The organism is Streptomyces sp. NPDC037401 (genome assembly GCF_055602345.1).
On record NZ_JBVJWO010000001.1, the window covers coordinates 171,485 to 193,718 of the forward strand.

The following is a 22,234-nucleotide window of genomic DNA, read 5'->3' on the forward strand; positions in this document are numbered from 1 at the left end:
ATGGCCTCTTACAGCTCGTGGCCCAGATCCGCGGCCAGCCGCGTCACCAGGTCGTAGGCCGCGTCGGGGATCACCGTGCCGGGCGGGAAGACCGCCGTCGCGCCCATCTCCAGCAGCGTCGGCACGTCCTGCGGCGGGATCACCCCGCCCACGACGATCATGATGTCCTCGCGGCCCTCCTCCGCGAGCTGCTCGCGCAGCGCCGGGACGAGGGTCAGGTGGCCGGCCGCCAGCGACGACACGCCCACCACGTGGACGTCCGCCTCGACGGCCTGGCGGGCCACCTCCCCCGGGGTCTGGAACAGCGGGCCGACGTCCACGTCGAAGCCCAGGTCGGCGAAGGCCGTCGCGATGACCTTCTGGCCGCGGTCGTGGCCGTCCTGGCCCATCTTCGCGACCAGGATGCGCGGACGGCGGCCCTCCGCCTCCTCGAACCGGTCGACCAGCGCGCGGGTGCGCTCCACGGACGGGGACTCTCCTGCCTCGTTGCGGTACACGCCGGAGATGGTACGGATCTGGCTGGCGTGCCGGCCGTACACCTTCTCCAGGGCGTCCGAGATCTCGCCGACGGTGGCCTTGGCACGGGCCGCTTCCACGGCCAGCGCGAGCAGGTTGCCGTCGAGGCCGGGGCCCGAACCGCGCTCGGCGGAGTTGGTCAGCTTCTGCAGCGCGTCCTGGCAGCGCGTCTCGTCGCGCTCCTCGCGCAGCCGCCGCAGCTTGGCGATCTGCTGGGTGCGCACCGAGGAGTTGTCGACCTTGAGCACGTCGATCTGCTCGTCGCTGTCCACGCGGTACTTGTTGACGCCGATCACCGGCTGGCGGCCGGAGTCGATCCGCGCCTGGGTACGGGCCGCGGCCTCCTCCACGCGCAGCTTCGGGATGCCCGCGTCGATGGCCTGCGCCATGCCGCCGGCCGCCTCGACCTCCTCGATGTGCTGCCAGGCCCGGCGCGCCAGGTCGTACGTGAGCTTCTCGACGTACGCGCTGCCGCCCCACGGGTCGATGACCCGGGTGGTGCCCGACTCCTGCTGGATGAGCAGCTGGGTGTTGCGGGCGATGCGCGCCGAGAAGTCCGTCGGCAGCGCCAGCGCCTCGTCGAGGGCGTTGGTGTGCAGCGACTGCGTGTGGCCCTGCGTGGCGGCCATCGCCTCCACGCACGTGCGGGTGACGTTGTTGAAGACGTCCTGCGCGGTCAGCGACCATCCCGAGGTCTGCGAATGGGTGCGCAGTGAAAGGGACTTGGCGTTCTTCGGGTCGAACTGCTTGACCAGCTTGGCCCACAGCAGCCTCGCCGCGCGCAGCTTCGCGACCTCCATGAAGAAGTTCATGCCGATCGCCCAGAAGAAGGACAGCCGCGGCGCGAAGGCGTCCACGTCCAGCCCGACCGCCCGACCCGCGCGCAGGTACTCCACCCCGTCCGCGAGGGTGTAGGCCAGCTCCAGGTCCGCCGTCGCACCCGCTTCCTGGATGTGGTAGCCGGAGATGGAGATCGAGTTGTACCGCGGCATCTTCTGCGAGGTGAACGCGAAGATGTCGGAGATGATCCGCATCGAGGGCTTGGGCGGGTAGATGTAGGTGTTGCGGACCATGAACTCTTTGAGGATGTCGTTCTGGATGGTCCCGGCGAGCTTGTCGGGGGAGACGCCCTGCTCCTCCGCCGCCACGATGTACAGCGCGAGGACGGGCAGCACCGCGCCGTTCATCGTCATCGACACCGACATCTTGTCCAGCGGGATGCCGTCGAACAGCTGGCGCATGTCGTAGATCGAGTCGATGGCCACGCCCGCCATGCCGACGTCACCGGTCACCCGCGGGTGGTCGCTGTCGTAGCCGCGGTGCGTGGGCAGGTCGAAGGCGACCGACAGGCCCTTCTGGCCGGCGGCCAGGTTGCGCCGGTAGAAGGCGTTCGACTCCTCGGCCGTGGAGAAGCCGGCGTACTGCCGGATCGTCCAGGGCTGGTTGACGTACATGGTCGGGTACGGGCCGCGCAGGTACGGCGCCACGCCCGGGTAGGTGTCCAGGAAGTCCAGGCCCTCCAGGTCCCGGCCCGTGTACAGCGGCTTGACGCCGATGCCCTCCGGGGTCTCCCACAGCAGGTCGCCGGCCGCGGTGCCGGTGGCCTCCTTGACCGCCGCGCGCCACTGGTCCTCGGAACCCCCCGCGGCCGCGGAGCCCAGATCGATGCCGGTGAAATCGGGGATCCGCATCACGCCACTCCCATGCGGTCGAGGACGGAGGACAGCACGGCGACGGCGTCGCAGCCGGCGAAGAGGTACGCGTCGACGGAGTCCGCGCACGTGCCCGGCTTCCCGGCGAGGAAGACCGTGTCCGCGCCCGCCGCCCGCAGAGCCGCGGCGACGTCGGCACCCTGCTCCTCGTACAGCGCGTCGCTGGACACCAGGCAGGCCAGTTGCGCACCGCTCGCCGCGAGGGCTGCGGCCGCGGTGCCGGCGTCCACGGACACCGGGTCGTGAACGGGCTCGATGCCGCCCGCCTGGAAGAGGTTCGCGGCGAACGTCGCCCGCGCGGTGTGCGCGGCAGCCGGGCCCAGCGCGGCCAGGAGGATCCGCGGCCGGGCGCCGGTCAGCGCCAGGTGCGCGTCCGAACGGGCCCGCAGCGCCTCGTACGCCTCGTCGCGGCGCACCCGCGGCAGCCCGCCGGAGGGGGCGGCGGGCGCGGGCTCGCGCTCCACCGGCTTCTCCGCCAGGTGCGGGAACTCGCTCACGCCGGTGATGGGTTCGCGCCGCTTGGCCAGCTTCTTCGAGCGCTCGGCCCAGGTGGCCGCGAGCCGCTCGCGGACCAGCCCCGAGCGCAGCGCGGCGGCCGGGCCGCCCGCCCGCTCGATCTCCTGGAAGAACTGCCACGCGGCGTGGGCCAGTTCGTCCGTCATCCGCTCCACGTACCAGGAGCCGCCGGCCGGGTCGATCACCCGGGCGAGGTGGGACTCCTCCATCAGGATCGTGGAGGTGTTGCGGGCGATCCGGCGCGCGAACGCGTCGGGCAGGCCCAGTTCGTGGTCGAAGGGGAGCACGGTGACGGAGTCGGCGCCGCCGACGCCCGCGGCCAGGGTGGCCACGGTGGTCCGCAGCATGTTCACCCAGGGGTCCCGGCGGGTCATCATCACGGGCGAGGTCACGGCGTGCTGGCGCTGGGCGCCGGCCGCCGGAGCCCCGCAGACCTCGGCGACCCGGGCCCACAGCCGGCGCGCGGCCCGCAGCTTCGCGATCGTCAGGAACTGGTCGGCGCCCGCCGCGTAGCGGAACTCCAGCTGCCCGCAGGCCTCTTCGACGCCCAGGCCGGCGTCGGTGAGGGCGCGCAGATAGGCGACGCCGGTGGCCAGCGAGAGCCCCAGCTCCTCGGCGGCCGAACCGCCCGCCTCGTGGTACGGCAGGGCGTCCACGGTCAGCGCGCGGATACCGGGCCAGTCGCGGGCGCACTCTCCTGCGAGAGCGATCGCGTCCGCGAATTCCAGGGCTTCGCCGGTACGTGCCTCGTGGCCGATCGGGTCGGCGCCGAGGCAGGCGCGTGCGGCACCCGGGGCCACGCCGCGCTCCGCGAAGAGCCGCAGCAGCTCCCGTGCCGCGGAGCCCGTGTCGGCACCCGCGTCGAGGACGACCGGGGCGAGGTCGAGGTAGACGCCGTCGAGGGCCCGGGCGAGCCCGGAGACGGGGATGCCGCCCCGGCCGACCGTGAGCCACAGCGAGGTGACGCCGCTCTCCAGGTCGGCGAGCGCTGCTTCGTTGAGCCGGGCGGGGTCGGCGCCGGCGAGCCGCTGGCGTACGTCCCAGCCGTTCGCAGCGCCGCCTTCCGCACGGCCGCCCCGTACGAACGGGGCGAAGCCGGGGTAGCCGGCATCGGGCGCGGAGTTCCGCGCGGTGTACAGGGGCCGGGTGCTGAGCCCGTCCTCGAGCGTCGTGGACAAGGCCTCCTCGGCGGCATCGCCGGAGACCTCCTTGCCCGTCTTTCGCAGTACGCCTTCCACCAGGCGCTGCCACTGCTCATGCGTCGCATCAGGGAACTCGGCGGCCAGCGAAAGCCCGTCGTCAGGCAGGACCGTCATGGCTCAGACTGTAGGGCAGCGCACTAGAGCGGCAGCAGAGCGTAACGGTGTGACCTTGACCTCTCTGGATGTCCGTACGGGGTCGTGGAACAGCGGGCCGAGCAGCACCGAACCCGCGGCCACCGGCAGCACGGCCGGACCGGCGTGCGGGCCGGCGATGCGCTCCGGGTCGTCGCAGACGTGGGAGAGCTCGACCGCCGCGGCGCGGATCTCACCCATATAGCCGGGGTGCAGCAGGCTCGACCGCTCGGTCACCAGCAGCAGCCCGGGGTTGAACACGTCCAGCAGGAGCGCGGCCGCCCGGCCCACCGCCCGGGCCCGCTCGCGCAGCAGCCGGTCGGCCCGCGGATCGCCCGCCGCCGCCGCGTCGACCACCAGGGCGGCGTCCGGCTCCGGGACGATGCCCTGCCGGACTGCGGCCGCGGCGAGCGCCGGGTCCGCGGCGGTGGCCTCCAGGCAGCCCGTACGGCCGCATCGGCAGTCGGCGGTGGAGCCGGGGACCGGCAGGTGCGCGACATCGCCGGCGCCCGAGCCGGGACCCTCGTGGATGACGCCCGCGATGCCGAAGGCCGCGTCGACGACCGTGCCGACGAAGAGGTGGACGAGGCTGCGCCGCGCCTCGGAACGGCCGAAAAGGATCTCCGACCCGGCGACGGCCCGCGCGTGGTTGTCCAGCCGTACGGGCAGCTGCAGGTTCCGCGAGAGCTCGGCGGCCAGCGGCCTGCCGTGCCAGCCGAGCGCGTCGTGCCGTACGACGACCCCCTCGGCCGGGCGCACCCAGCCGCCGAGGGCGGCCCCGGCGCCCAGCACCGGCCGGTCGCCGGCGAACTCCCTTACGAACCGGTCCAGTCCGGCGCTCACCTGTCCCGGGAGCGCCTCGGGGGACAGGCCCTGGTGGGGGAACGTGCGCTGGGCCAGCACCTGCCCCCGCAGGTCCACCAGCCCGAACGTCGAGGCGGGCACGCCGAGGTGGAGCCCGGCGACGACCGGCCCGCCGACCGGGCCCGTGTGCAGGTCGAGCGGGGTCTGCGGGCGTCCGACGCCGCCGGTGGCCGCCAGCTCGGGCAGCTCGCGGACCAGGCCGAGCCGCAGCAGTTCCGTGGCCTGCCGGGATACGGCGGCCGGGCTCAGGCCGCACAGCCGGGAGACGGCGCTGCGGGCGACCGGGCCGCGGTCGAGCACGGTGCGCAGGACGGTGGCGGCATTGGTCTCGCGCCGGCTGTCACCCGTCATCCGGGGGCCGGGCGGGGCGAGCGTCACGGTGTTCCTTTCCGTCGCGGTGATGGCTGCCGCATTGCGGCGCCGTGAAATCCCCGAGGGTGTGCGCCGAGCCGTCCGCGCAGTACCGCGAGCCGGTGGGGCGGCCCCTGCGCCGCCGAGGGAAAGCACAGGTCAGGGGCAGTGCGCGGGGTGTGCGGAGGGTGCGCGGGGGGCGGCCGCTCGAGTAGTGATTGAACCAGCCCGGAGTGCTGTTTCGGCCCCCGGTCCGGCCTTGACCGGAAACCGGCCCGCTGACACGCTCCGAGCCATGTCCGCGACGCACACTCCCGTCCTGCGGCTCCACACTCCGAGCCGGTTCCGTACGCCGGCCGCGTGCCCGGGCCGCTGTCCGGCCGCGCGCTGTATCTGAGCGAGCGCACCGGACCCATGGGCCACCCGGCCGCCGGGTGACCCGATCGCCCGGCCGCCGAGCGGCCGGGGCGCCGGCGCCGTGATCCGGGGCATCCGGATTCCGGGCCCTGCGCGTGACGCACCCGCCCCTTCCCCCGGCTTCCCCTCAGCCGTTCCCCCTACCGTTCCCCGCTTCGCCCTGCACGGCACAGAACTGCCCGGTACCTGCCGATTGTTCCGCTGACCGGCCTTTCCGGGATGCGCGCCACCCAATTACTTCCGCAGCGAAACGAATGAGCGCAGCCATGCGCACGAAAGGACATGCCATGACCACCGCCCTCACCGCCGCCCCCACCGTCACCAAGGTCGGCGGCCGCCTCGGAGCCGTCGTCGAAGGCGTCGAACTCGGCCCCGACCTCGCCCCCGAGACCGTGGCCGCCGTCCGCGAGGCCCTCCTGCGCCACAAGGTCGTCTTCTTCCGCGGCCAGCACCACCTCGACGAGGCCCGGCACGAGGCCTTCGCCCGCCTCCTCGGCACCCCCGTAGCCCACCCCACCGTCCCCTCCGCGGACGGCCGTTACGCCCTCGGCATCGACTCGGAGCACGGAGGCCGGGCCAACCAGTGGCACACCGACGTCACCTTCGTCCCCGCCTACCCCGCCTTCTCCATCCTGCGCGCCGTGACCATCCCGCCCTACGGCGGCGACACCCTCTGGGCCAACACCGCCACCGCCTACGACCACCTGCCCGCGCCGCTGCGCGCCCTCGCCGACGGCCTGCGCGCCGTCCACTCCAACGAGTACGACTACGCGGCCCTGCGGCCCGACGCCCTGCCCGAGGCCCTCGCCCAGTACCGCGAGGTGTTCACCTCCACCGCCTTCCTCACCGAGCACCCCGTGGTCCGCGTCCACCCCGAGACCGGCGAACGCGCCCTGCTCCTCGGCAACTTCGTCCAGCGCATCGCCGGCTTCACCGGCGCGGACTCGCGCACCCTCCTCGACCTCTTCCAGTCGCACATCGAGCGCCCCGAGAACACCGTGCGCTGGCAGTGGCAGCAGGGCGACGTCGCGATCTGGGACAACCGCGCCACCCAGCACTACGGCGTCGACGACTCCGACGACCACGAGCGCACCCTGCGCCGCGTGACCGTCGACGGCGACGTCCCGGTCGGCCCCGACGGCCGTCCCTCCGTCCTCCTCGAGCCCGAGGCCGTACCCGCCCCGTCCTTCGGCATCCCCTCCGGAGCCTCCACGACCGCCGAGGTCCAGCCCGGCTGAGCACACGGCACCACTTCCCCGCACCCCCGCACCCCCCTCACCGCCCGCGCCTTCCGCGACCAGGAGCCAAGGAGCCCTCCGCCGTGCCCAGACTTCTCGCCCTCTCCGGCAGCCCGTCCGCAACCTCGCGCACCTCGCTCGTCGTCGACCACGTCCTGCGGCTCCCGGCCCTAGCCGGTTCCGAGACCAGCCACCTCGCGGTACGGGACCTCCCGGCCGCCGACCTGCTCGCCGCCCGCACCGGACAGCCGGAGCTGCGCAGCGCGCTCACCGCGGTCGCCGAGGCCGACGGCATCGTGATCGCCACCCCGGTCTACAAGGCCTCGTACACCGGACTCCTCAAGGCCTTCCTCGACCTGCTCCCGCAGGCGGGGCTGGCCGGGAAGACCGTCCTGCCGCTCGCCACCGGCGGCAGCCTCGCCCACGTCCTGACCATCGACTACGCCCTGCGCCCGGTGCTGTCCGCACTCGGCGCCCGGCACGTCGTCGCGGGCCGCTTCGTCCTCGACACGGCGATCGGCCGCGGCCCGGACGCGGGGGTCCTGGCTCCGGAGGCCGAACTCCAGCTGTTCCAGGCGGTCGAGGAGTTCGCCGGAGCACTGCACGCGGGCGCAGCCCTCAGCGCGGCGCCGTAGGCCACCGCCCGCCACCGTCCCGCCCCGCGCCACCCTCCGCCCGAACCGACAAGGAACCGCCATGCCCACGCCCACGTTGACCCCGTCCTCCCGACGCCAGTTCCTCGCCCTGCTCGGCATCTCGGCGGCCGCCGTGAGCTGCGGCCGGGCCACAGCCACCGGCGGCTCCGGCGGCACGCAGACCAAGAAGCTCCGCTACCAGGGCGCGGTCGGCCAGGTCACCCTGCCCGAACTGGCCCAGGACCTCGGCTACCTGGGCGACGTGAAGCTGGAGTGGGTCGGCAACACCATCAGCGGCCCGCAGGACATCCAGTCCGCGGCGACCGGGCAGACCGACTTCGGCGGCGCCTTCAACGGCGCCGTGGTCAAGCTGGCCGCCGGCGGTGCCCCCATCAAGTCCGTGATCAGCTACTACGGCTCCGACAAGCACGCCTACAGCGGGTTCTTCGTCCGCGAGGACAGCCCGCTGCGCACCGCCGGTGACGTGGCCGCCGCCAAGGCCAAGGTCGGGATGAACACCCTCGGTGCCCACGCCGAGGCCATGCTGGAGATCTGGCTCACCCGCAACGGCCTCTCCCGCGCGGACGTCGGCAGGGTCGAGCCGCTCGTGGTGCCGCCCGTCAACACCGAACAGACCCTGCGCCAGCGGCAGATCGAGGTCGGCGTGCTCGGCGGCATCCTGCGCGACAAGGCCCTCGCAACCGGCGGCATCCGGCCCTTGTTCACCGACTATCAGCTGCTCGGCGCGTTCAGCGCCGGGACGTACGTGATGACCGAGCGCTTCATCAAGGCGAACCCGGACACCGTGCGCACCTTCGTCACCGGCGTGGGCAAGGCCGTCGAGTGGTCCCGCACCACCCCGCACGAGCAGGTCATCGCCCGCATGACCGGGATCGTCGAGAAGCGCGGCCGCAACGAGGACACCGCCGCCCTCAAGTACTGGCGCTCCTACGGCGTCGCGGGCAAGGCCGGCCGCATCAGCGACAAGGAGTTCCAGCTGTGGATCGACTGGCTGGCCGAGCGCGGTGACATCAAGAAGGGCCGCTTCACGCCCTCGGACCTCTACACCAACGACTACAACGACGCCGCCGCAGGCAAGAGCGGGAGCTGAGGCCACCATGGCGAAGATCGTGTTCGAGAACGTCGGCAAGACGTTCCCCGTGAAGGCCGCCGGCCGCTCCGGGATCGGTGCCAGGCGCCAGGCGAGCGAGTTCACCGCGCTCGAAGGCATCGACCTGGAGATCGAATCCGGCGAGTTCCTCGTGGTCGTCGGGCCGAGCGGATGCGGCAAGTCGACGCTGCTGGACCTGCTCGGCGGCCTCACCCGGCCCAGCAGCGGCCGGATCCTGCTCGACGGCAAGCCCGTCACCGGCCCCGGCCTGGACCGCGGCATCGTCTTCCAGCAGTACGCGCTGCTGCCCTGGCGCACCGCGCTGGGGAACGTCGAATTCGGCCTGGAGGCCACCGGGGTGCCGCGCCGGGAGCGGTCCGCGCGAGCCCGCGAGTACCTCGACCTCGTCGGCCTCACGGGCTTCGAGGACCGGCACCCCCACGAGCTGTCCGGCGGCATGCGCCAGCGGGTCGCGATCGCCCGCTCCCTCGCGTACGACCCCGACGTGCTCCTCATGGACGAGCCGTTCGCCGCGCTCGACGCGCAGACCCGCGAGTCGCTCCAGGACGAGCTGAGGCGGATCTGGGAGCGCACCGGCAAGACGGTCGTCTTCATCACGCACGGCATCGAGGAGGCCGTGTACCTCGGCCAGCGGGTGGCCGTGCTCACCTCCCGGCCGGGCCGGGTCAAGGAGGTGGTCCCGGTGTCGTTCGGCGACCGCGAGGCCACCGAAGACCTGCGCTCCAGCCCGGAGTTCGCCCGCTACCGGCACGAGATCTGGGGCCTCCTCCACGACGAGGTGGCCCGGGCCCAGCAACTGGAGAAGGAGGAGGTCGCCGTATGAGCAGCGCAGCCGACACCGTGGTCGCCCATCCCGCGACGGAACCCGCCGGCACCGCCCCGGCGGCGCCCGTCCATCCCGTACGCACCGAAGACCCGGTGGCCGTCCCGCCGCGCCCCGCCACCGCCCCGGACCCGGCGCCCGGCGGCCCGTCCGCCCTGCGGCGGGCCGGCCGGTTCCTCGGCGCCGTCGCGCTGAAGTCGGCGGCCATCACCGCGCTGCTCCTGCTGTGGGAGGCCGCGCCCCGGCTCGGCCTGGTCGACGCCACCTTCCTCCCGCCGTTCACCGAGGTCGCGCGGGCCTGGTGGGGCCTGCTGGGCGACGGGCAGCTCGCCCAGCACACACGGGCCAGCCTGATCCGCTCCTTCGGCGGGTTCGGCATCGCCGTCGCGATCGCCGTCCCCCTCGGCCTCCTCATCGGCTGGTACCGCCCGGTGGCGGACCTGCTCGGACCGCTGCTGGAGGTGTTCCGCAACACCGCCGCCCTCGCCCTGCTGCCGGTCTTCGTGCTGCTGCTCGGGATCGGGGAGACCTCCAAGGTGTCCATCGTGGTGTACGCGTGCCTGTGGCCCGTACTCCTCAACACCATCAGCGCGGTCCGCGGCGCCGACCCGACCCTGCTGAAGCTGGCCCGGTCGATGGACCTGTCCACGCCCCGGCTGTTCCAGAAGGTGATCCTGCCCGCCGCCGTGCCCGTGGTCTTCACCGGGATCCGGCTGGCCGGCGCCGTCTCCATCCTCGTGCTCGTCGCCGCCGAGATGATCGGCGCCAAGGCCGGCCTCGGCTACCTGATCAACGCCTCGCAGTTCAACTTCGCCATCCCGCAGATGTACGCGGGCATCATCACGATCTCCGCGATCGGCGTGGCCTTCAACCTGGCCCTCGTGACGCTGGAGCGCCGGCTCACCAGCTGGCGCGTCCCGGCCGCCGGCTGACCCCCGCCACCTACGCCCTCCCCGCCCCGTACGCCCTCCCCGCCAAGGACTCCGCCATGACCTCAGTACGCCCGCGCCCCGGACGCACCCTCCACCTCAACGCCTTCCTGATGAACGCCGGCCACCACGACGCCGCCTGGCGCCACCCGCACACCCGGCCCGAGCGCGCCACCGAGCTGCGCTACTTCCAGGAGCTCGCGAAGACCGCCGAACGCGGCAAGCTCGACTCCGTCTTCTTCGCCGACGGGCTCGCCCTGTGGGGCAAGGCCCGGCACAACGCCCTCGGCGGCTTCGAGCCCCTCACCCTGCTCTCCGCGCTCGCAGCGGTCACCGAGCACGTCGGACTCATCGCCACCGTGTCCACCACCTTCAACGAGCCGTACCACACGGCGCGCAAGTTCGCCTCGCTCGACCACCTCAGCGGCGGCCGGGCCGGCTGGAACATCGTGACCTCCGGCACCGTCGACGAGGCCCGCAACTTCAACCGCGACGAGCACCTGGAGCACGGCGTCCGCTACGAGCGCGCCCGGGAGTTCGTCGACGTCGCCACCAAGCTGTGGGACAGCTGGGAGGACGACGCGATCGTCATCGACAAGGAGAGCGGGGTCTACGCCGACACCGACAAACTGCACCCGGCCGCACACCGCGGCGAGCACTTCCAGGTGGCCGGACCGCTGAACGTGCCCCGCTCCCCGCAGGGCCACCCGCTGCTCGTGCAGGCCGGATCCTCCGAGGACGGCAAGGAGTTCGCCGCGCAGTACGCGGAGGCCGTGTTCACCGCGCAGCAGACCCTCGGCGACGCGCAGACCTTCTACAAGGACCTCAAGTCCCGGCTGCCGCGCTACGGCCGCACCGAGGACCAGCTGCTCGTCCTGCCCGGCATCTGCCCCGTCATCGGCTCCACCGAAGCCGAAGCGCGGGCGCTGGAGGCGGAACTGACCGAACTTCAGGTCCCGGAGTACGGACTCGCCCAGCTCTCCGGCATGCTCGGCACCGACCTGACCGGACTGCCCCTCGACGGCCCGCTGCCCGAACTTCCCGAGGAGCGGGACATCAACGGCAACAAGAGCCGCTTCACGCTCGTCGCCGAGCTCGCCCGCCGCGACGGCCTGACCCTGCGGCAGCTCATCGCCCGACTGGGCGGCGGCCGGGGCCACCGCGTCTGCGCCGGCACCCCCGAGCAGATCGCCGACCAGCTGGAGGAGTGGTTCACGCACGGCGCGGCCGACGGCTTCAACATCATGCCGCCGCTGCTGCCGACCGGGCTCACGCACTTCGTCGACCAGGTCGTGCCCGAACTCCAGCGCCGCGGCCTGTTCCGCACCGAGTACACCGGCCGCACCCTGCGCGAGCACTACGGCCTGCCCCGCCCCGCCAACCGGTACGCCCGGGAGGCCGTATGACCGGGAGGACCGGGATGACGCCGGTCCCGGCCGCGTCCTGAGAAGGGCAGGGCGGGACGGGAGGGGTGCGGGGCGGACCGCGACGGGTCCGCCCCGCACCTCGTCCCGCCCCGCCCGGCCCCCGGCGAGCCGCTCAGACCGTGAGGACGATCTTGCCGCGGGTGCGGCCGGAGGCGCTGAGCTCCCAGGCCTTCGCCGCGTCCGCCAGCGGCAGGGCGTGCGCCACGTGCACGGTCAGCCTGCCCGAGTCGGCGAGCTCGGCGAGGAACGTGAGGTCGGCGGTGTCGGGACGCACCCACAGCTGGTGGGCGCCCTTGGCCGCGGCGCCGTAGTCGGCGATGGAGACGACCCGGTCGGGCCGGCGGACCAGCGACTGGAGGACGTCGACGGCACCGTTCCCGTGGAAGTCGAGCCCGGCGTCGATGCCTTCGGGCGCCAGGGCGCGGATCCGGTCGGCCATGCCCTCGCCGTAGAGAACCGGCTCGGCGCCCAGCGAGCGCAGGTAGTCGTGGTTGTGCGCGCCCGCGGTGCCGATGACCCGGGCGCCCAGGGCGACCGCGATCTGCACGCCCAGCGAGCCGGTGCCGCCCGTCGCCGAGTGGACGACCACCGTCTCCCCCGCCTGCACGTCCACGCGGCGCAGCGACTGGTACGCGGTGAGACCGGCCAGCGGGATGCCCGCCGCTGCCTCGAAGCCCAGCTCCCGCGGCTTGTGCGCGAGCGTGCGCACCGGGGCGGAGACCAGCTCGGCGTACGTCCCCAGCTCCACCCACTCCTTGCGGACGTAGCCGTACACCTCGTCGCCCACGGCGAATTCGAACGTGTCCTCGCCGACCGCCTCCACGACACCGGCGACGTCCCACCCGGGTATCAGCGGGAAGCGCGTCTCCAGGATCGGGTCCAGGTACCCGGCCGCGAGCTTCCAGTCGACCGGGTTGACCCCGGCCGCCTTCACCCGGACCAGCACCTCGCCGGGGCCCACCTTCGGGTCCGGCCGGTCGGTGAGCCGCAGCTCGGCGGGAGATCCGTATGCGTCGTATGCGATTGCCTTCATGGCCGTCCCCAACTCGCCCTCTCCTGCCGGTATTCCGCCGCCGGCGGGCCCTGTGCCCGGCAGCCGCGACCACCGGCGCCGGCCCCGCCGCCATCCGCGGGGCCTCCCTCGCCCGTCCGAGGACCCGCAGGACTGCGCCGAACGGGTGCCGGTCCGGTCCGCCGCCGTGCCGCCGCGACAGGGCCCGTCCCGGATGCGAGGGTGCTCGGGAGTACCGCCGACCCGGGCGGGGAAGGGCAGGGAGCAGCGGGATGGAGCTCACGAGCACGGCGTTCTTCGCCTCCCTGATCGCCGTGACCGCCCTCGCCGTGCTCGCCACCCTGGTCCTGTGGGGCAGGACCCCCGGCCCGGCCTGGGTCCGCTGGCCGCTGCGCCTCCTCATGATCGTCGTGTGCCAGTTGACCGCCATCGCGACGGTCGCCACCTGGATGAACAACAGCTACGGGCTCTACGCCTCCTGGAGCGACCTGCTCGGCACCGCCGGCGACGACGCCGCCGCGGCCGTGACCGGCCCGCCGGTCGGGCGGGCCGAGTTCGCCGAGGGCGCCGACGGGGTCCTGACCACGACCTTCCGCGGCACCCACTCCGAGCTCGCCGGGCAGGTCCTGGTGTGGACCCCGCCGGAGTACGACGCGCCCGGAGCGGACCGCACGCGCTTCCCCGTGCTGATGCTCCTGCACGGCGTACCGGGCGCCCCGCAGGGCTGGCTGGACGCCGGCGGCATGCCGGAGGCCCTCGCCCGCTACGTCAGTGACGGCGTGTCGCATCCGTTCGTCCTGGTCATGCCCGTCATCGACCCCGGCGGGGTGGACACCGACTGCAGCGACACCCCGCAGCGCAAGGTGGCCACCTGGCTGGCCGACGACGTACCGGCCCTGGTCGCCCACCACTTCCGCACCCTGTCCGGGCCGCGCGCCTGGGGGCTGATGGGCTTCTCGACCGGAGGGTTCTGCGCGGCGAAACTGCCGCTGCAGTACCCGAAGGTGTTCGGGGCGGGCGTGGCGCTCGACCCCGATCCGCTCACCGGCGACCCGGACGTGCTCGGCGACCCGGTGCTCCGGGAGCGCAACAGCCCCCTGTGGCTGGTCCGCAACGCCCTGCCCGCGCCCGACGCCGCGCTCTTCCTCGCGACCTCGGAGCAGGACCGGCTCAGCCCGCCGCGGTACCTCGAGCAGTTCGCGCGCGCAGCCGCCGGTACGAAGGTCACCGTCAAGACGCTCGTCCTGCCGACCGGCGGGCACAACTTCGACACCTGGCAGCGGATGTACCCCGCGGTGTTCCCGTGGCTGAGCGAGCGGCTCGACCCGCCGAAGTCCTGACCTGCGGCCACAGGGCCGCCGTCCTCCCGAAAGGCACAGCCATGCGCTACGCAGTACTCGGCACCGGAGCCGCCGGCCGCGCCGTCGCCGCCCGGCTCGCCGGGCTCGGCCACGACGTCGTCATCGGCACCCGCGACCCCGGCGCCACCCTGGCCCGTACCGCGCCCACCGCCACCGGCGCGCCCGCCTACGCGAAGTGGCAGGCCGGCCATCCGCAGATCCGGCTCGTGCCCTTCGCCGAGGCGGGGGCGTTCGGCGAGGTCCTCGTCAACGCCACCGGCGGGCTCGTCAGCATCGAGGCACTGCGGGCCGCCGGCGGCGAGCAGCTCGGCGACAAGGTCCTCGTGGACCTCGCCAACCCGCTGGACTTCTCCGAGGGCTTCCCGCCCTTCCTCGACCCCGTCAACCGCGACAGCCTGGGGGAGCGGATCCAGCGGACCTTCCCGCGGCTGCGCGTGGTCAAGACCCTCAACACCATGCAGTGCTCGATCATGGTGGACCCGGGCCGGGTGCCCGGCGAGCACAACGTCTTCGTCTCCGGCGAGGACGCCGGTGCCAAGCAGGCCGTACGGGAGCTGCTGCGCTCCTTCGGCTGGCCGGACGGGTCCGTGATCGACCTCGGCGGCATCGAGACCGCGCGCGGCGCGGAGATGCTGCTCCCGGTGTGGCTGCGCCTGATGGGCGCGCTCGGCCACACCGACTTCAACTTCCACGTCCAGGTGGCCCGCCCGTCCGGGGCGTGACGGCCGTCCGCGAGCCCGGCGCGGTCGCGGACCTCGTCATGGACGTGGCCGAAAGGGCTCTCTGAGCGCGCAGATACGGACAAGGGGGACGGCAGGGGACGGCGGAGTTCGCTCAGCGGACTCCGCCGTCCGCATTTCGGACGCTTGATCGTCAACCATGCACGCTGACATGCGAGTTGGCGCAGGTCGGGCGCGCGTCGCCGGGCAGGGGGCAGGGGGCCCCGCAGGGGCCGGACAAGGGTTTTCCCCGTATCGAGTTCACCGGCCGGTTGCCTACTGTCTGCCCACCGGCGATCTTTTCCAGCCGAACGGCACACCCGCCAACCCCACATGGCGGGACGCGCCGTCCGGCCCGGCGCGATCCCGGTACCGCCGTTGCCCCCGCCTCGCCGATGCGGTCGGGGCAACGTGGCGACCAGCGGTGGCCGGGGCCGGTCCGAGGAGCACCGCCCCCGGCCCCGCGGCCGCCGTACACCTCCCACACCGCACCAACCGGCCGCTCCGGCCAGCCCGGAAACGGCCGCGAAAGGGAACATCGTGCACGCATCACGACGTAGGCTGATATCTGCGGTGGCCATCTCCGCCACCCTGATCGGCGGAACCGCCACCACCTCCCTGGCCCTCTCCCGCCCTGCCGCTGTCCCCGGTGCGGTCCCGGCTGCGGTCACCCCGCTGCCGTCCGCGCCCGTCGAGAACCTGATCGTCGGTTACAAGTCCTCCGCCACCGAGGCCCGTTCCAACACGGCCGCCGCGGACGACGCCGAGGCCAAGGGCCGCAAGGCCGGCGAGACGGTCGAGTTCGAGCGCCGCCTCGGCACCGGTGCCGCCCTGGTCGACCTCGGCGGCGCGCAGTCCGCGGCCGACGTCGCGGACGTCATGGCCCAGTTCAAGGCCGACCCGGACGTCGCCTACGTGGAGCCCGACTCCCGTGCGTACGCCATGGCCACGCCGAACGACACCGACTACTCCAAGCAGTGGGACCTCTTCGAGCCCACCGCCGGCATGAACGTTCCGGCCGCCTGGGACAAGACCACCGGTTCCGGCGTCACCGTCGCCGTGATCGACACCGGCTACGTGGCCCACTCGGACCTCGCGACCAACGTCGTCGCGGGCTACGACTTCATCAGCAGCTCCTCCGCCGCGCGCGACGGCAACGGCCGTGACAACAACCCGGCCGACGCGGGCGACTGGAGCGCCGCGGGCGAGTGCGGCACCGGCTCCAAGGCCAGCGACTCCTCCTGGCACGGCACCCACGTGGCGGGCACCATCGCCGCCGCCACCAACAACGCCAAGGGCGTTGCGGGCATCGCCTACAACTCCAAGATCCAGCCCATCCGCGTGCTCGGCAAGTGCGGCGGTGCCACCTCCGACATCGTCGACGCGATCACCTGGGCCTCCGGCGGCAGCGTCCCCGGCATCCCGGCGAACGCCACCCCCGCCAAGGTCATCAACATGAGCCTCGGCGGCTCGGGCGCCTGCGGCACCAGCTACCAGAACGCGATCAACGCGGCCGTCGGCCGTGGCACTACCGTCGTCGTCGCGGCGGGCAACAGCAACTCCGACGCGGCCGGCTTCTCGCCCGCCAGCTGCAACAACGTGATCAACGTCGCCTCCAGCAACCGCACCGGCGACCGCTCCTTCTACTCCAACTACGGCGCGATCATCGACATCGCCGCCCCGGGCGGTGAGACCCGCCGCGCCACGGACACGCCCGGCACCATCACCACCCCGGAGAACGGCATCCTCTCCACGCTGAACGCCGGCGCCACCACCCCGGGTGCGGAGAACTACGAGCCCTACCAGGGCACCAGCATGGCCGCCCCGCACGTCGCGGGCCTCGCCGCCCTGCTCGAGGCCGCCAAGCCCGAGCTGACCCCGGCCCAGATCGAGTCGGCCATCAAGACCAACGCCCGCCCGCTGGCCGGCACCTGCACCGGCGGCTGCGGCTCCGGTCTCGCCGACGCCGCCGCGACCGTCGCGGCCGTGACCTCCGGCCCGGTCACCCCCACCTACGAGAACACCGCGAACGTGTCGATCCCGGACAACGGCGGCGCCGTCTCCTCCTCGATCACCGTCTCGGGCCGCACCGGCAACGCCCCGGCCGCCCTCAAGGTGAACGTCGACATCAAGCACACCTACCGCGGTGACCTCGTCATCGACCTCGTCGCCCCGAACGGCACCGTCAAGCGGCTGCAGAACTCCTCGGGCGACAGCGCCGCCAACGTGATCACCACCTACACCGTCGACGCGTCGGCGCTGCCCGCCAACGGCACCTGGCAGCTCCGCGTCCAGGACGTCGCCGCGGCCGACACCGGCTTCATCGACGCCTGGAGCCTCGGCTTCTGATCCGACCGTGACCGCCTCCCGATCAGGCCTCTGATCAGGGGTTAGTACGGACCAACCGGTTCCGCGGACCTGCCGATACACCACGTATCGGCAGGTCCTGCGGAGTTTCCGGGCGCGCGGCTGATTTCTGCGTCACAATCCGGACCCGCCCGGCGGCCGACCTCGTATCCTCAGCGCTCACAGGAGAGGCACAGGACGGGGACCGAGAGGCTGGTGGCTGTGCGTGGCGGCGACGGGGAACGCTGACACGAGCGTCGGACGCGGCGAGCTCATAGAGGCCGCAGGCCGTGCGCTGACCTCGCACGGCCGCGTGATCCTCACCGGCCCGGCGGGAGTCGGAAAGACCGCCGTGGTCTCGGCCCTGGCCGCCGCCGCGGCGGCCCGCGGCGAATGCGTCCTGCGGCTGGCGCCCGAGGCCGCCGACCGCTGGATACCCGAGGCGTCCGCCGCCGCGCTCCTCGCGTCCGTACCCGCGGACGCGCTCGACCGGCTCGCCGGACCCCAGCGCACCGCCGTCGCCTGGCTGCGCCGCGAGACCGACGCACCGCGCGCCGGACGCGACCACGTGGCCCTGCGCCTGGCGGTCGTCGCCGTCCTGCGCACCCTCGCCGCCGCCGATCCCGTCCTGCTCGTCGTCGACAACGTCCAGTGGCTCGACGCCGAGACCGCCGACCTGCTGCGGTTCGCCCTGCGCCTGACCCCGCCGCGCGTGCGCGTCCTGGTGGCCGAATGCGTCCAGGGCGGCGGTCCCGTCGCCGAATCCCTCTGCGGACCGGGCACCCCCGGCCTGCGGGTCCCGCCCCTCGGCGCCGACGACCTCGCCGAGCTCCTCGTGCGCCACGGCCTGCCGGCCCGCCTGGCCGGCCGCATCCACCAGGCCAGCGGCGGCAACCCCCGCCTCGCCCTCGCCCTCGGCCGCTCCCTGGCCGAGACCCGCGACGGCGTCCACCACGCCGACACCCTCCCGGTCTGCGGACAGGCCCGCGAGGTGGCCCGGCGGCTGCTCACCGAGGCACCCGCCCGCACCCACCCCACCCTGCTCCTCGCCGCACTCGCCGCCCGCCCCACCACCGCCCTGCTGCGCCGCGCCGGCCGCCCCGACGCCGAGGCCGAGCTCGCCGAGGCCGAGCGGGCCGGGCTGGTCACCGTGGGCGAGGACGGCACGGTGGAGTTCACCGCCGGGGCCCTGCCCACCGCGCTGGCCGCGGATGCCGGCTGGCCCGACCGGGCCGCCGGGCACGCCGCACTCGCCGCAGCCGTCGACGACCCCGTCGAAGCGGTCCGCCACCGGGCCCTCGCCGTCGACGCCCCCGACGAACACCTCGCCGCCGAGATCAGCCGGGCCGCGGCCGCCTGCCGCCGCCGCGGCAACCGCGCCCTGGCCGCCGAGCTCGGCCTGCTCGCCGCCGAACGCACCCCCGTGGACCGGCCCGGCGACGAACTGCACCGACTGGTGGGCGCCGCCGAGGACGCGGGCTGCGCGGGCCGCGCCGACCTCGCCCGCCGTGCCACGCGCGCCGTCCTCACCCGCGACGCCTCGCCCGCCGACCGGGTCCGCGCCCGCCTCGCCGTGATCGACGCGGCCGGACAGGCCCTCGCCGACCTCGACGAGACCTTCGCGCACGCCATGGACGACGCCGCCGGCGATCCCTCGCTGCTGGCCGCCGTCCAGCTGCGGATGGCGTGGAAGCTCAACCTGAGCGACGGCGACCCGGTCCGCTCCTGCGCGGTCGCCGCCGAGGCCGGGCAGCTCGCCGCGGTCGGCGGCGACCCCGTCGCCGAGGCCATGGCGCTGACCGTACGGGCGCGGATGGGCCGCATCCTCGGCGACCCGGCAGCCGAGGACATCCTCGCGGAGGCACTCGCCCTGCCCGCCCCCGAGGTCCCGCTCGTCATGCGCAACGCGCCGCAGTACCTCGCCGTACGGCACGCGCTCTTCGACGACCGGCTCGCCGACGCCCGCTCCCAGCTCCTCGTGCTGCTGCCGGCCGTGGAGCGCTCCGGGTCCGCGGAGGACGTGTTCGAGGTGCTGCGCAGCCTCACGGAGGTGGAGCTGCGCAGCGGCCGGTGCGCGGCCGGGGCCGGGTACGCCCGCCGCGCCCTCCAGCTCACCATCCATGCGGGCCTGTCGCCCGGCCCCGCCTGGTACGTCGCCGCCATGGCCGAGTCCACCGGCGGCAGCTTCGCCCGGGCGGTGGCCTACGCCCGGCGCGGGGTGCAGGCCTCGGAGGAGGAGCGCGACCAGGTGTTCCTCTCCCGCAGCCTGTACGCGCTCGGCCTGGTCGAGCTGGCGATGGGGGAGACCGCCAAGGCGGTGGCCACCCTGCGCCGGGTCGCCGAACTGGAAGCCGCCCAGCAGGTGGTGGACCCGTCCATCCTGCGCTGGCACGGCGAGCTCGCCGAGGCACTGGTGGCCGCCGACGCGCCGGACGAGGCCGCGGAACTGCTCGACTCGGTGCACGCCGTCGCCGTGGGCCTCGGCCGCACCGGGGTGATCGCCGCCCTGGACCGGGCGCGCGGGCTCCTGCTCTCGGCGGGCGGGGACCCGGCGGGCGCGGTCGCCCTCCTGGAGAGCACCGCCGAGCGCTTCGCCGGCCTCGAACTGCCCGTGGAGCGGGGCCGGACCCTGCTCGCCCTGTCCCGGGTGGAGCGCCGCCGGCGCCGGCGGGCGCCTTCCCGGGCCGCCCTCCAGGCGGCCGCCGACGTGTTCACCCAGGCCGGCGCCAAGCCGTGGGCCGCGCTGGCCCACGAGGCCCCGGCCGGGCCCGGCCGGTCCGGCGCCGCGGTCCTGACGGACGCCGAGACCAGGCTGGCGCTCCTGGTCAGCCAGGGGGCGAGCAACCAGGAAGCCGCGGACAAGCTCTTCCTCAGCGTGAAGACCGTGGAGGCCCGGCTGACCCGCATCTACCAGAAGCTCGACGTCCGCTCCCGGGCCCAACTGGCCACCGCACTGCGGCGGTAGCGGCGGGCAGGCCGTGCGGCGATCGCGACCTCGCTACGGTGCCGGGGCCGCCGGGCGGTACACCGTGAGCGCGTCCGGCAGCTTCTCCAGCAGCAACTGCGCGGGCGCGGGCGCGTACTCGCCGTCGTAGGCCAGCGCCGTGCCCTCGGGGATCCGCGAGATCCGCAGGGTGCGCAGCCGGGTCGCCGTGTGGACGGGGGAGCGCGTCAGCGGGCCCGCCATCGCCGCGGCCAGCAGCCGCGGCCCGGGCCGCCCGCCCCCGTACACGATCCGTACGTCGAGCCGGTCCTCGTGCAGGCCGAGCCGGCGCCGCGGGGCGGGTCCGGCCCCGTGGTACGTGCCGTTGCCCGCGAACATCAGCCACACCGCGCGCGGCCGGCCGGCGAGTGTCAGCTTCACCGGGCGCCGGGCTCGCAGCACCTTCCACGCGGCCAGCAGCATCGCGGGCCCGCCGCCGATCCTGGGCGCCCAGTGCAGCCGGTGCCCGAGCAGCTCGGGGTACACGCCGATGCTGAAGGTGTTGAGGAAGTACCCGGCCCCGGCTGCCTCTCCGCCGGCCTTTCCGCGTGCCCTTCCGCCAGCCTTCCCGTCGTCACCGGGCCCGGGGGTGAAGCGGCCCACCCCCACCCGGACGGCCTCGCCCGAGGCCAGCGCGCGGCACGTGTCCTGCGGGCCCGCCAGCCCCAGGTCGAGGGCGAAGTGGTTGAGCGTCCCGCCCGGGAACACCGCGAGCGGTACGCCTGCGCGCACGGCGGCCGTGGCGGCGGCGTTCACGGTCCCGTCGCCGCCGCACACGCCCAGGACCCGGCACCGCGCCGCGGCCGAGGCGAACGCCTCCGGGAGATCGGCGCCGGTGCACTCGACGACCTCGGCATCCGGCAGCAGGTCCCGTACGGCCTCCGGCACGCCCGTACCGGCACTGCCCGACTCCTTGTTGACCACGAGCACCAGACCCGTGCCGCCGGGCAGCGCGGGCGCCCCGGGGGCGGGCCGCTCCTCGCCCGGCGCGACCCTGGCCTCCTCGGCCTCGCGCAGCGCCCGCCGTACGAGGAACCCGGCGGCCACCCCGAGCGCCGCTCCCGCCGCGACGTCCGCCGGATAGTGGACGCCGGTGTAGACGCGCGAGAAGGCGACCGACGCGGCCACCGGAGCGATCGCGGCGCCCCAGGCCGGTGACTGGAGCGCCACCCCGCCCGCGAAGGCGAAGGCGGACGCGGAATGCCCGGACGGGAAGGACGTGGTCAGCGGCGGCCGGGACGGCCGGCGGACCTGCGGCACCCCGTCCGCCAGCGGCCGCGGCCGCCGTACGGACCACTTGCCGACCGTGTTGATCGTGCCGGAGGCCAGCGCGAGGGAGACCATCCCGCTCAGCGCGGCGCGGCGGGTGCGCGGGGAGCCGAACACCGCGAGGGCGGCGGCCGTACCCGCCCACAGCACCCCGTGGTTCGCCGCCCGGCCCAGCCGCGGCAGCACCCGGTCGGCCCCCGGCCAGTGCCGCCGGGCGACCGCGTCGAACAGCTCCCGGTCCCAGCGGGCGAAGGTGCCCCGCCAGGTCAGGGGCGCCCCGTGGGCTCCCGCACCGGGCAGGGACCGTACCTCGTGTTCCGTCACACCTGGCCTCCTTGCAGTCTGCGTGCCCGCGCGTCTACCCGCTGGACGCCGTACCAGTCCCGGCCCTCCGGCCCGGTCGCCGTGCTGCACCGCCGTCGCCGCCACGGTGATCAAACCAGCCGCGGCCCGGCCTGACGGCCCGGCACGCGGCGTAGTCACCGTGGTCCGTGTGACGTACGTGTCACGGCCCGAGCAGGGGGAGAACGGTTGTCCGGGGGCCGCGAATCAGCTCTACTGCTGAGATGCCTGCGGCGCAGGCATATTCACAGGTACATCCTCGGGAGGGACGATGGGCGCGGATCCGGTCAAACGACGGGACCGGCAAA

15 protein-coding genes are annotated in these 22,234 nt (G+C 74.1%); 10 read left to right on the forward strand and 5 right to left on the reverse strand.

The genetic code is table 11. The features are described 5' to 3' along the window. Window positions 1-8: 8 nt before the first annotated feature. From scpA to ACZ7H1_RS00820, 3 genes are read right to left on the reverse strand one after another with little or no spacing between them, the layout of a single operon-like run. Complete coding sequence (scpA, locus tag ACZ7H1_RS00810) at window positions 9-2,207, reverse strand: methylmalonyl-CoA mutase (protein ID WP_470782519.1); 2,199 nt, start codon at window positions 2,205-2,207, stop codon at window positions 9-11. Then, window positions 2,207-4,060 (reverse strand): methylmalonyl-CoA mutase small subunit, encoded by a 1,854-nt coding sequence (mutA, locus tag ACZ7H1_RS00815; protein ID WP_470782520.1) that lies wholly within the window; start codon window positions 4,058-4,060, stop codon window positions 2,207-2,209. The genes scpA and mutA overlap by 1 nt, the downstream gene beginning before the upstream one ends. A 3-nt stretch (window positions 4,061-4,063) precedes the next feature. Beyond that, entirely contained in the window at window positions 4,064-5,320 is a 1,257-nt protein-coding gene (locus ACZ7H1_RS00820) for an ROK family protein (RefSeq protein ID WP_470782521.1), read from the reverse strand. A gap of 677 nt (window positions 5,321-5,997) precedes the next feature. Between ACZ7H1_RS00820 and ACZ7H1_RS00825 the strand changes: the two genes are divergently transcribed. The 6 genes from ACZ7H1_RS00825 to ACZ7H1_RS00850 all read left to right on the forward strand — a co-directional run bounded on the left by ACZ7H1_RS00825 (window position 5,998) and on the right by ACZ7H1_RS00850 (window position 11,873). Continuing rightward, window positions 5,998-6,948, forward strand: a complete 951-nt coding sequence (locus tag ACZ7H1_RS00825) for a TauD/TfdA dioxygenase family protein (protein WP_470782522.1) — start codon at window positions 5,998-6,000, stop codon at window positions 6,946-6,948. 83 nt (window positions 6,949-7,031) lie between these two features. Next, window positions 7,032-7,583: an NADPH-dependent FMN reductase gene (gene ssuE / locus ACZ7H1_RS00830; RefSeq protein ID WP_470782523.1), complete on the forward strand. Its 552-nt coding sequence runs from the start codon at window positions 7,032-7,034 to the stop codon at window positions 7,581-7,583. A gap of 61 nt (window positions 7,584-7,644) precedes the next feature. Further along, a complete protein-coding gene (locus tag ACZ7H1_RS00835) occupies window positions 7,645-8,694 on the forward strand; it encodes an ABC transporter substrate-binding protein (RefSeq protein WP_470782524.1) in 1,050 nt (349 codons plus the stop codon). A 7-nt stretch (window positions 8,695-8,701) separates the two neighbouring features. Then, on the forward strand, window positions 8,702-9,538 hold the full coding sequence (locus tag ACZ7H1_RS00840) for an ABC transporter ATP-binding protein (protein WP_470782526.1): 837 nt from the start codon (window positions 8,702-8,704) through the stop codon (window positions 9,536-9,538). Then, window positions 9,535-10,470, forward strand: a complete 936-nt coding sequence (locus ACZ7H1_RS00845; RefSeq protein WP_470782527.1) for an ABC transporter permease — start codon at window positions 9,535-9,537, stop codon at window positions 10,468-10,470. Before ACZ7H1_RS00840 ends, ACZ7H1_RS00845 begins: the two co-directional genes overlap by 4 nt. Window positions 10,471-10,526: 56 nt before the next feature. After that, window positions 10,527-11,873 (forward strand): LLM class flavin-dependent oxidoreductase, encoded by a 1,347-nt coding sequence (locus tag ACZ7H1_RS00850; protein WP_470782528.1) that lies wholly within the window; start codon window positions 10,527-10,529, stop codon window positions 11,871-11,873. A 133-nt stretch (window positions 11,874-12,006) separates the two neighbouring features. Here the strand turns inward: ACZ7H1_RS00850 and ACZ7H1_RS00855 are convergent, their stop codons facing one another. Continuing rightward, window positions 12,007-12,927: an NADP-dependent oxidoreductase gene (locus ACZ7H1_RS00855; protein ID WP_470782530.1), complete on the reverse strand. Its 921-nt coding sequence runs from the start codon at window positions 12,925-12,927 to the stop codon at window positions 12,007-12,009. Window positions 12,928-13,178: 251 nt separating this feature from the next. On the opposite strand from ACZ7H1_RS00855, the gene ACZ7H1_RS00860 reads away from it, so the two are divergent. The 4 genes from ACZ7H1_RS00860 (at window position 13,179) to ACZ7H1_RS00875 (ending at window position 20,297) form a co-directional block, all read left to right on the forward strand. Further along, window positions 13,179-14,246, forward strand: a complete 1,068-nt coding sequence (locus ACZ7H1_RS00860; protein ID WP_470782532.1) for an alpha/beta hydrolase — start codon at window positions 13,179-13,181, stop codon at window positions 14,244-14,246. A 41-nt stretch (window positions 14,247-14,287) separates the two neighbouring features. Then, window positions 14,288-14,989: an NADPH-dependent F420 reductase gene (locus ACZ7H1_RS00865; RefSeq protein ID WP_470782533.1), complete on the forward strand. Its 702-nt coding sequence runs from the start codon at window positions 14,288-14,290 to the stop codon at window positions 14,987-14,989. 570 nt (window positions 14,990-15,559) lie between these two features. Next, window positions 15,560-17,335 (forward strand): S8 family serine peptidase, encoded by a 1,776-nt coding sequence (locus ACZ7H1_RS00870; protein ID WP_470782534.1) that lies wholly within the window; start codon window positions 15,560-15,562, stop codon window positions 17,333-17,335. Window positions 17,336-17,558: 223 nt separating this feature from the next. Continuing rightward, window positions 17,559-20,297 carry a helix-turn-helix transcriptional regulator gene (locus tag ACZ7H1_RS00875; RefSeq protein WP_470782535.1) on the forward strand — a complete coding sequence of 913 codons (2,739 nt, stop codon included), beginning with the start codon at window positions 17,559-17,561 and terminating at the stop codon, window positions 20,295-20,297. 33 nt (window positions 20,298-20,330) lie between these two features. Here ACZ7H1_RS00875 and ACZ7H1_RS00880 read toward each other — a convergent pair whose 3' ends face one another. Beyond that, window positions 20,331-21,884, reverse strand: coding sequence for a phosphatase PAP2 family protein (locus tag ACZ7H1_RS00880; protein WP_470782756.1), 1,554 nt, complete (start codon window positions 21,882-21,884; stop codon window positions 20,331-20,333). Between the last annotated feature and the right edge of the window lie 350 nt (window positions 21,885-22,234).

Bases quoted from the DNA above. Each gene is read 5' to 3' on its own strand.
- scpA (WP_470782519.1), bottom strand. From the start codon at position 2,207: ATGCGGATCCCCGATTTCACCGGCATCGATCTGGGCTCCGCGGCCGCG.
- mutA (WP_470782520.1), bottom strand. From the start codon at position 4,060: ATGACGGTCCTGCCTGACGACGGGCTTTCGCTGGCCGCCGAGTTCCCT.
- ACZ7H1_RS00825 (WP_470782522.1), top strand. From the start codon at position 5,998: ATGACCACCGCCCTCACCGCCGCCCCCACCGTCACCAAGGTCGGCGGC.
- ACZ7H1_RS00835 (WP_470782524.1), top strand. From the start codon at position 7,645: ATGCCCACGCCCACGTTGACCCCGTCCTCCCGACGCCAGTTCCTCGCC.
- ACZ7H1_RS00840 (WP_470782526.1), top strand. From the start codon at position 8,702: ATGGCGAAGATCGTGTTCGAGAACGTCGGCAAGACGTTCCCCGTGAAG.
- ACZ7H1_RS00845 (WP_470782527.1), top strand. From the start codon at position 9,535: ATGAGCAGCGCAGCCGACACCGTGGTCGCCCATCCCGCGACGGAACCC.
- ACZ7H1_RS00850 (WP_470782528.1), top strand. From the start codon at position 10,527: ATGACCTCAGTACGCCCGCGCCCCGGACGCACCCTCCACCTCAACGCC.
- ACZ7H1_RS00855 (WP_470782530.1), bottom strand. From the start codon at position 12,927: ATGAAGGCAATCGCATACGACGCATACGGATCTCCCGCCGAGCTGCGG.
- ACZ7H1_RS00860 (WP_470782532.1), top strand. From the start codon at position 13,179: ATGGAGCTCACGAGCACGGCGTTCTTCGCCTCCCTGATCGCCGTGACC.
- ACZ7H1_RS00865 (WP_470782533.1), top strand. From the start codon at position 14,288: ATGCGCTACGCAGTACTCGGCACCGGAGCCGCCGGCCGCGCCGTCGCC.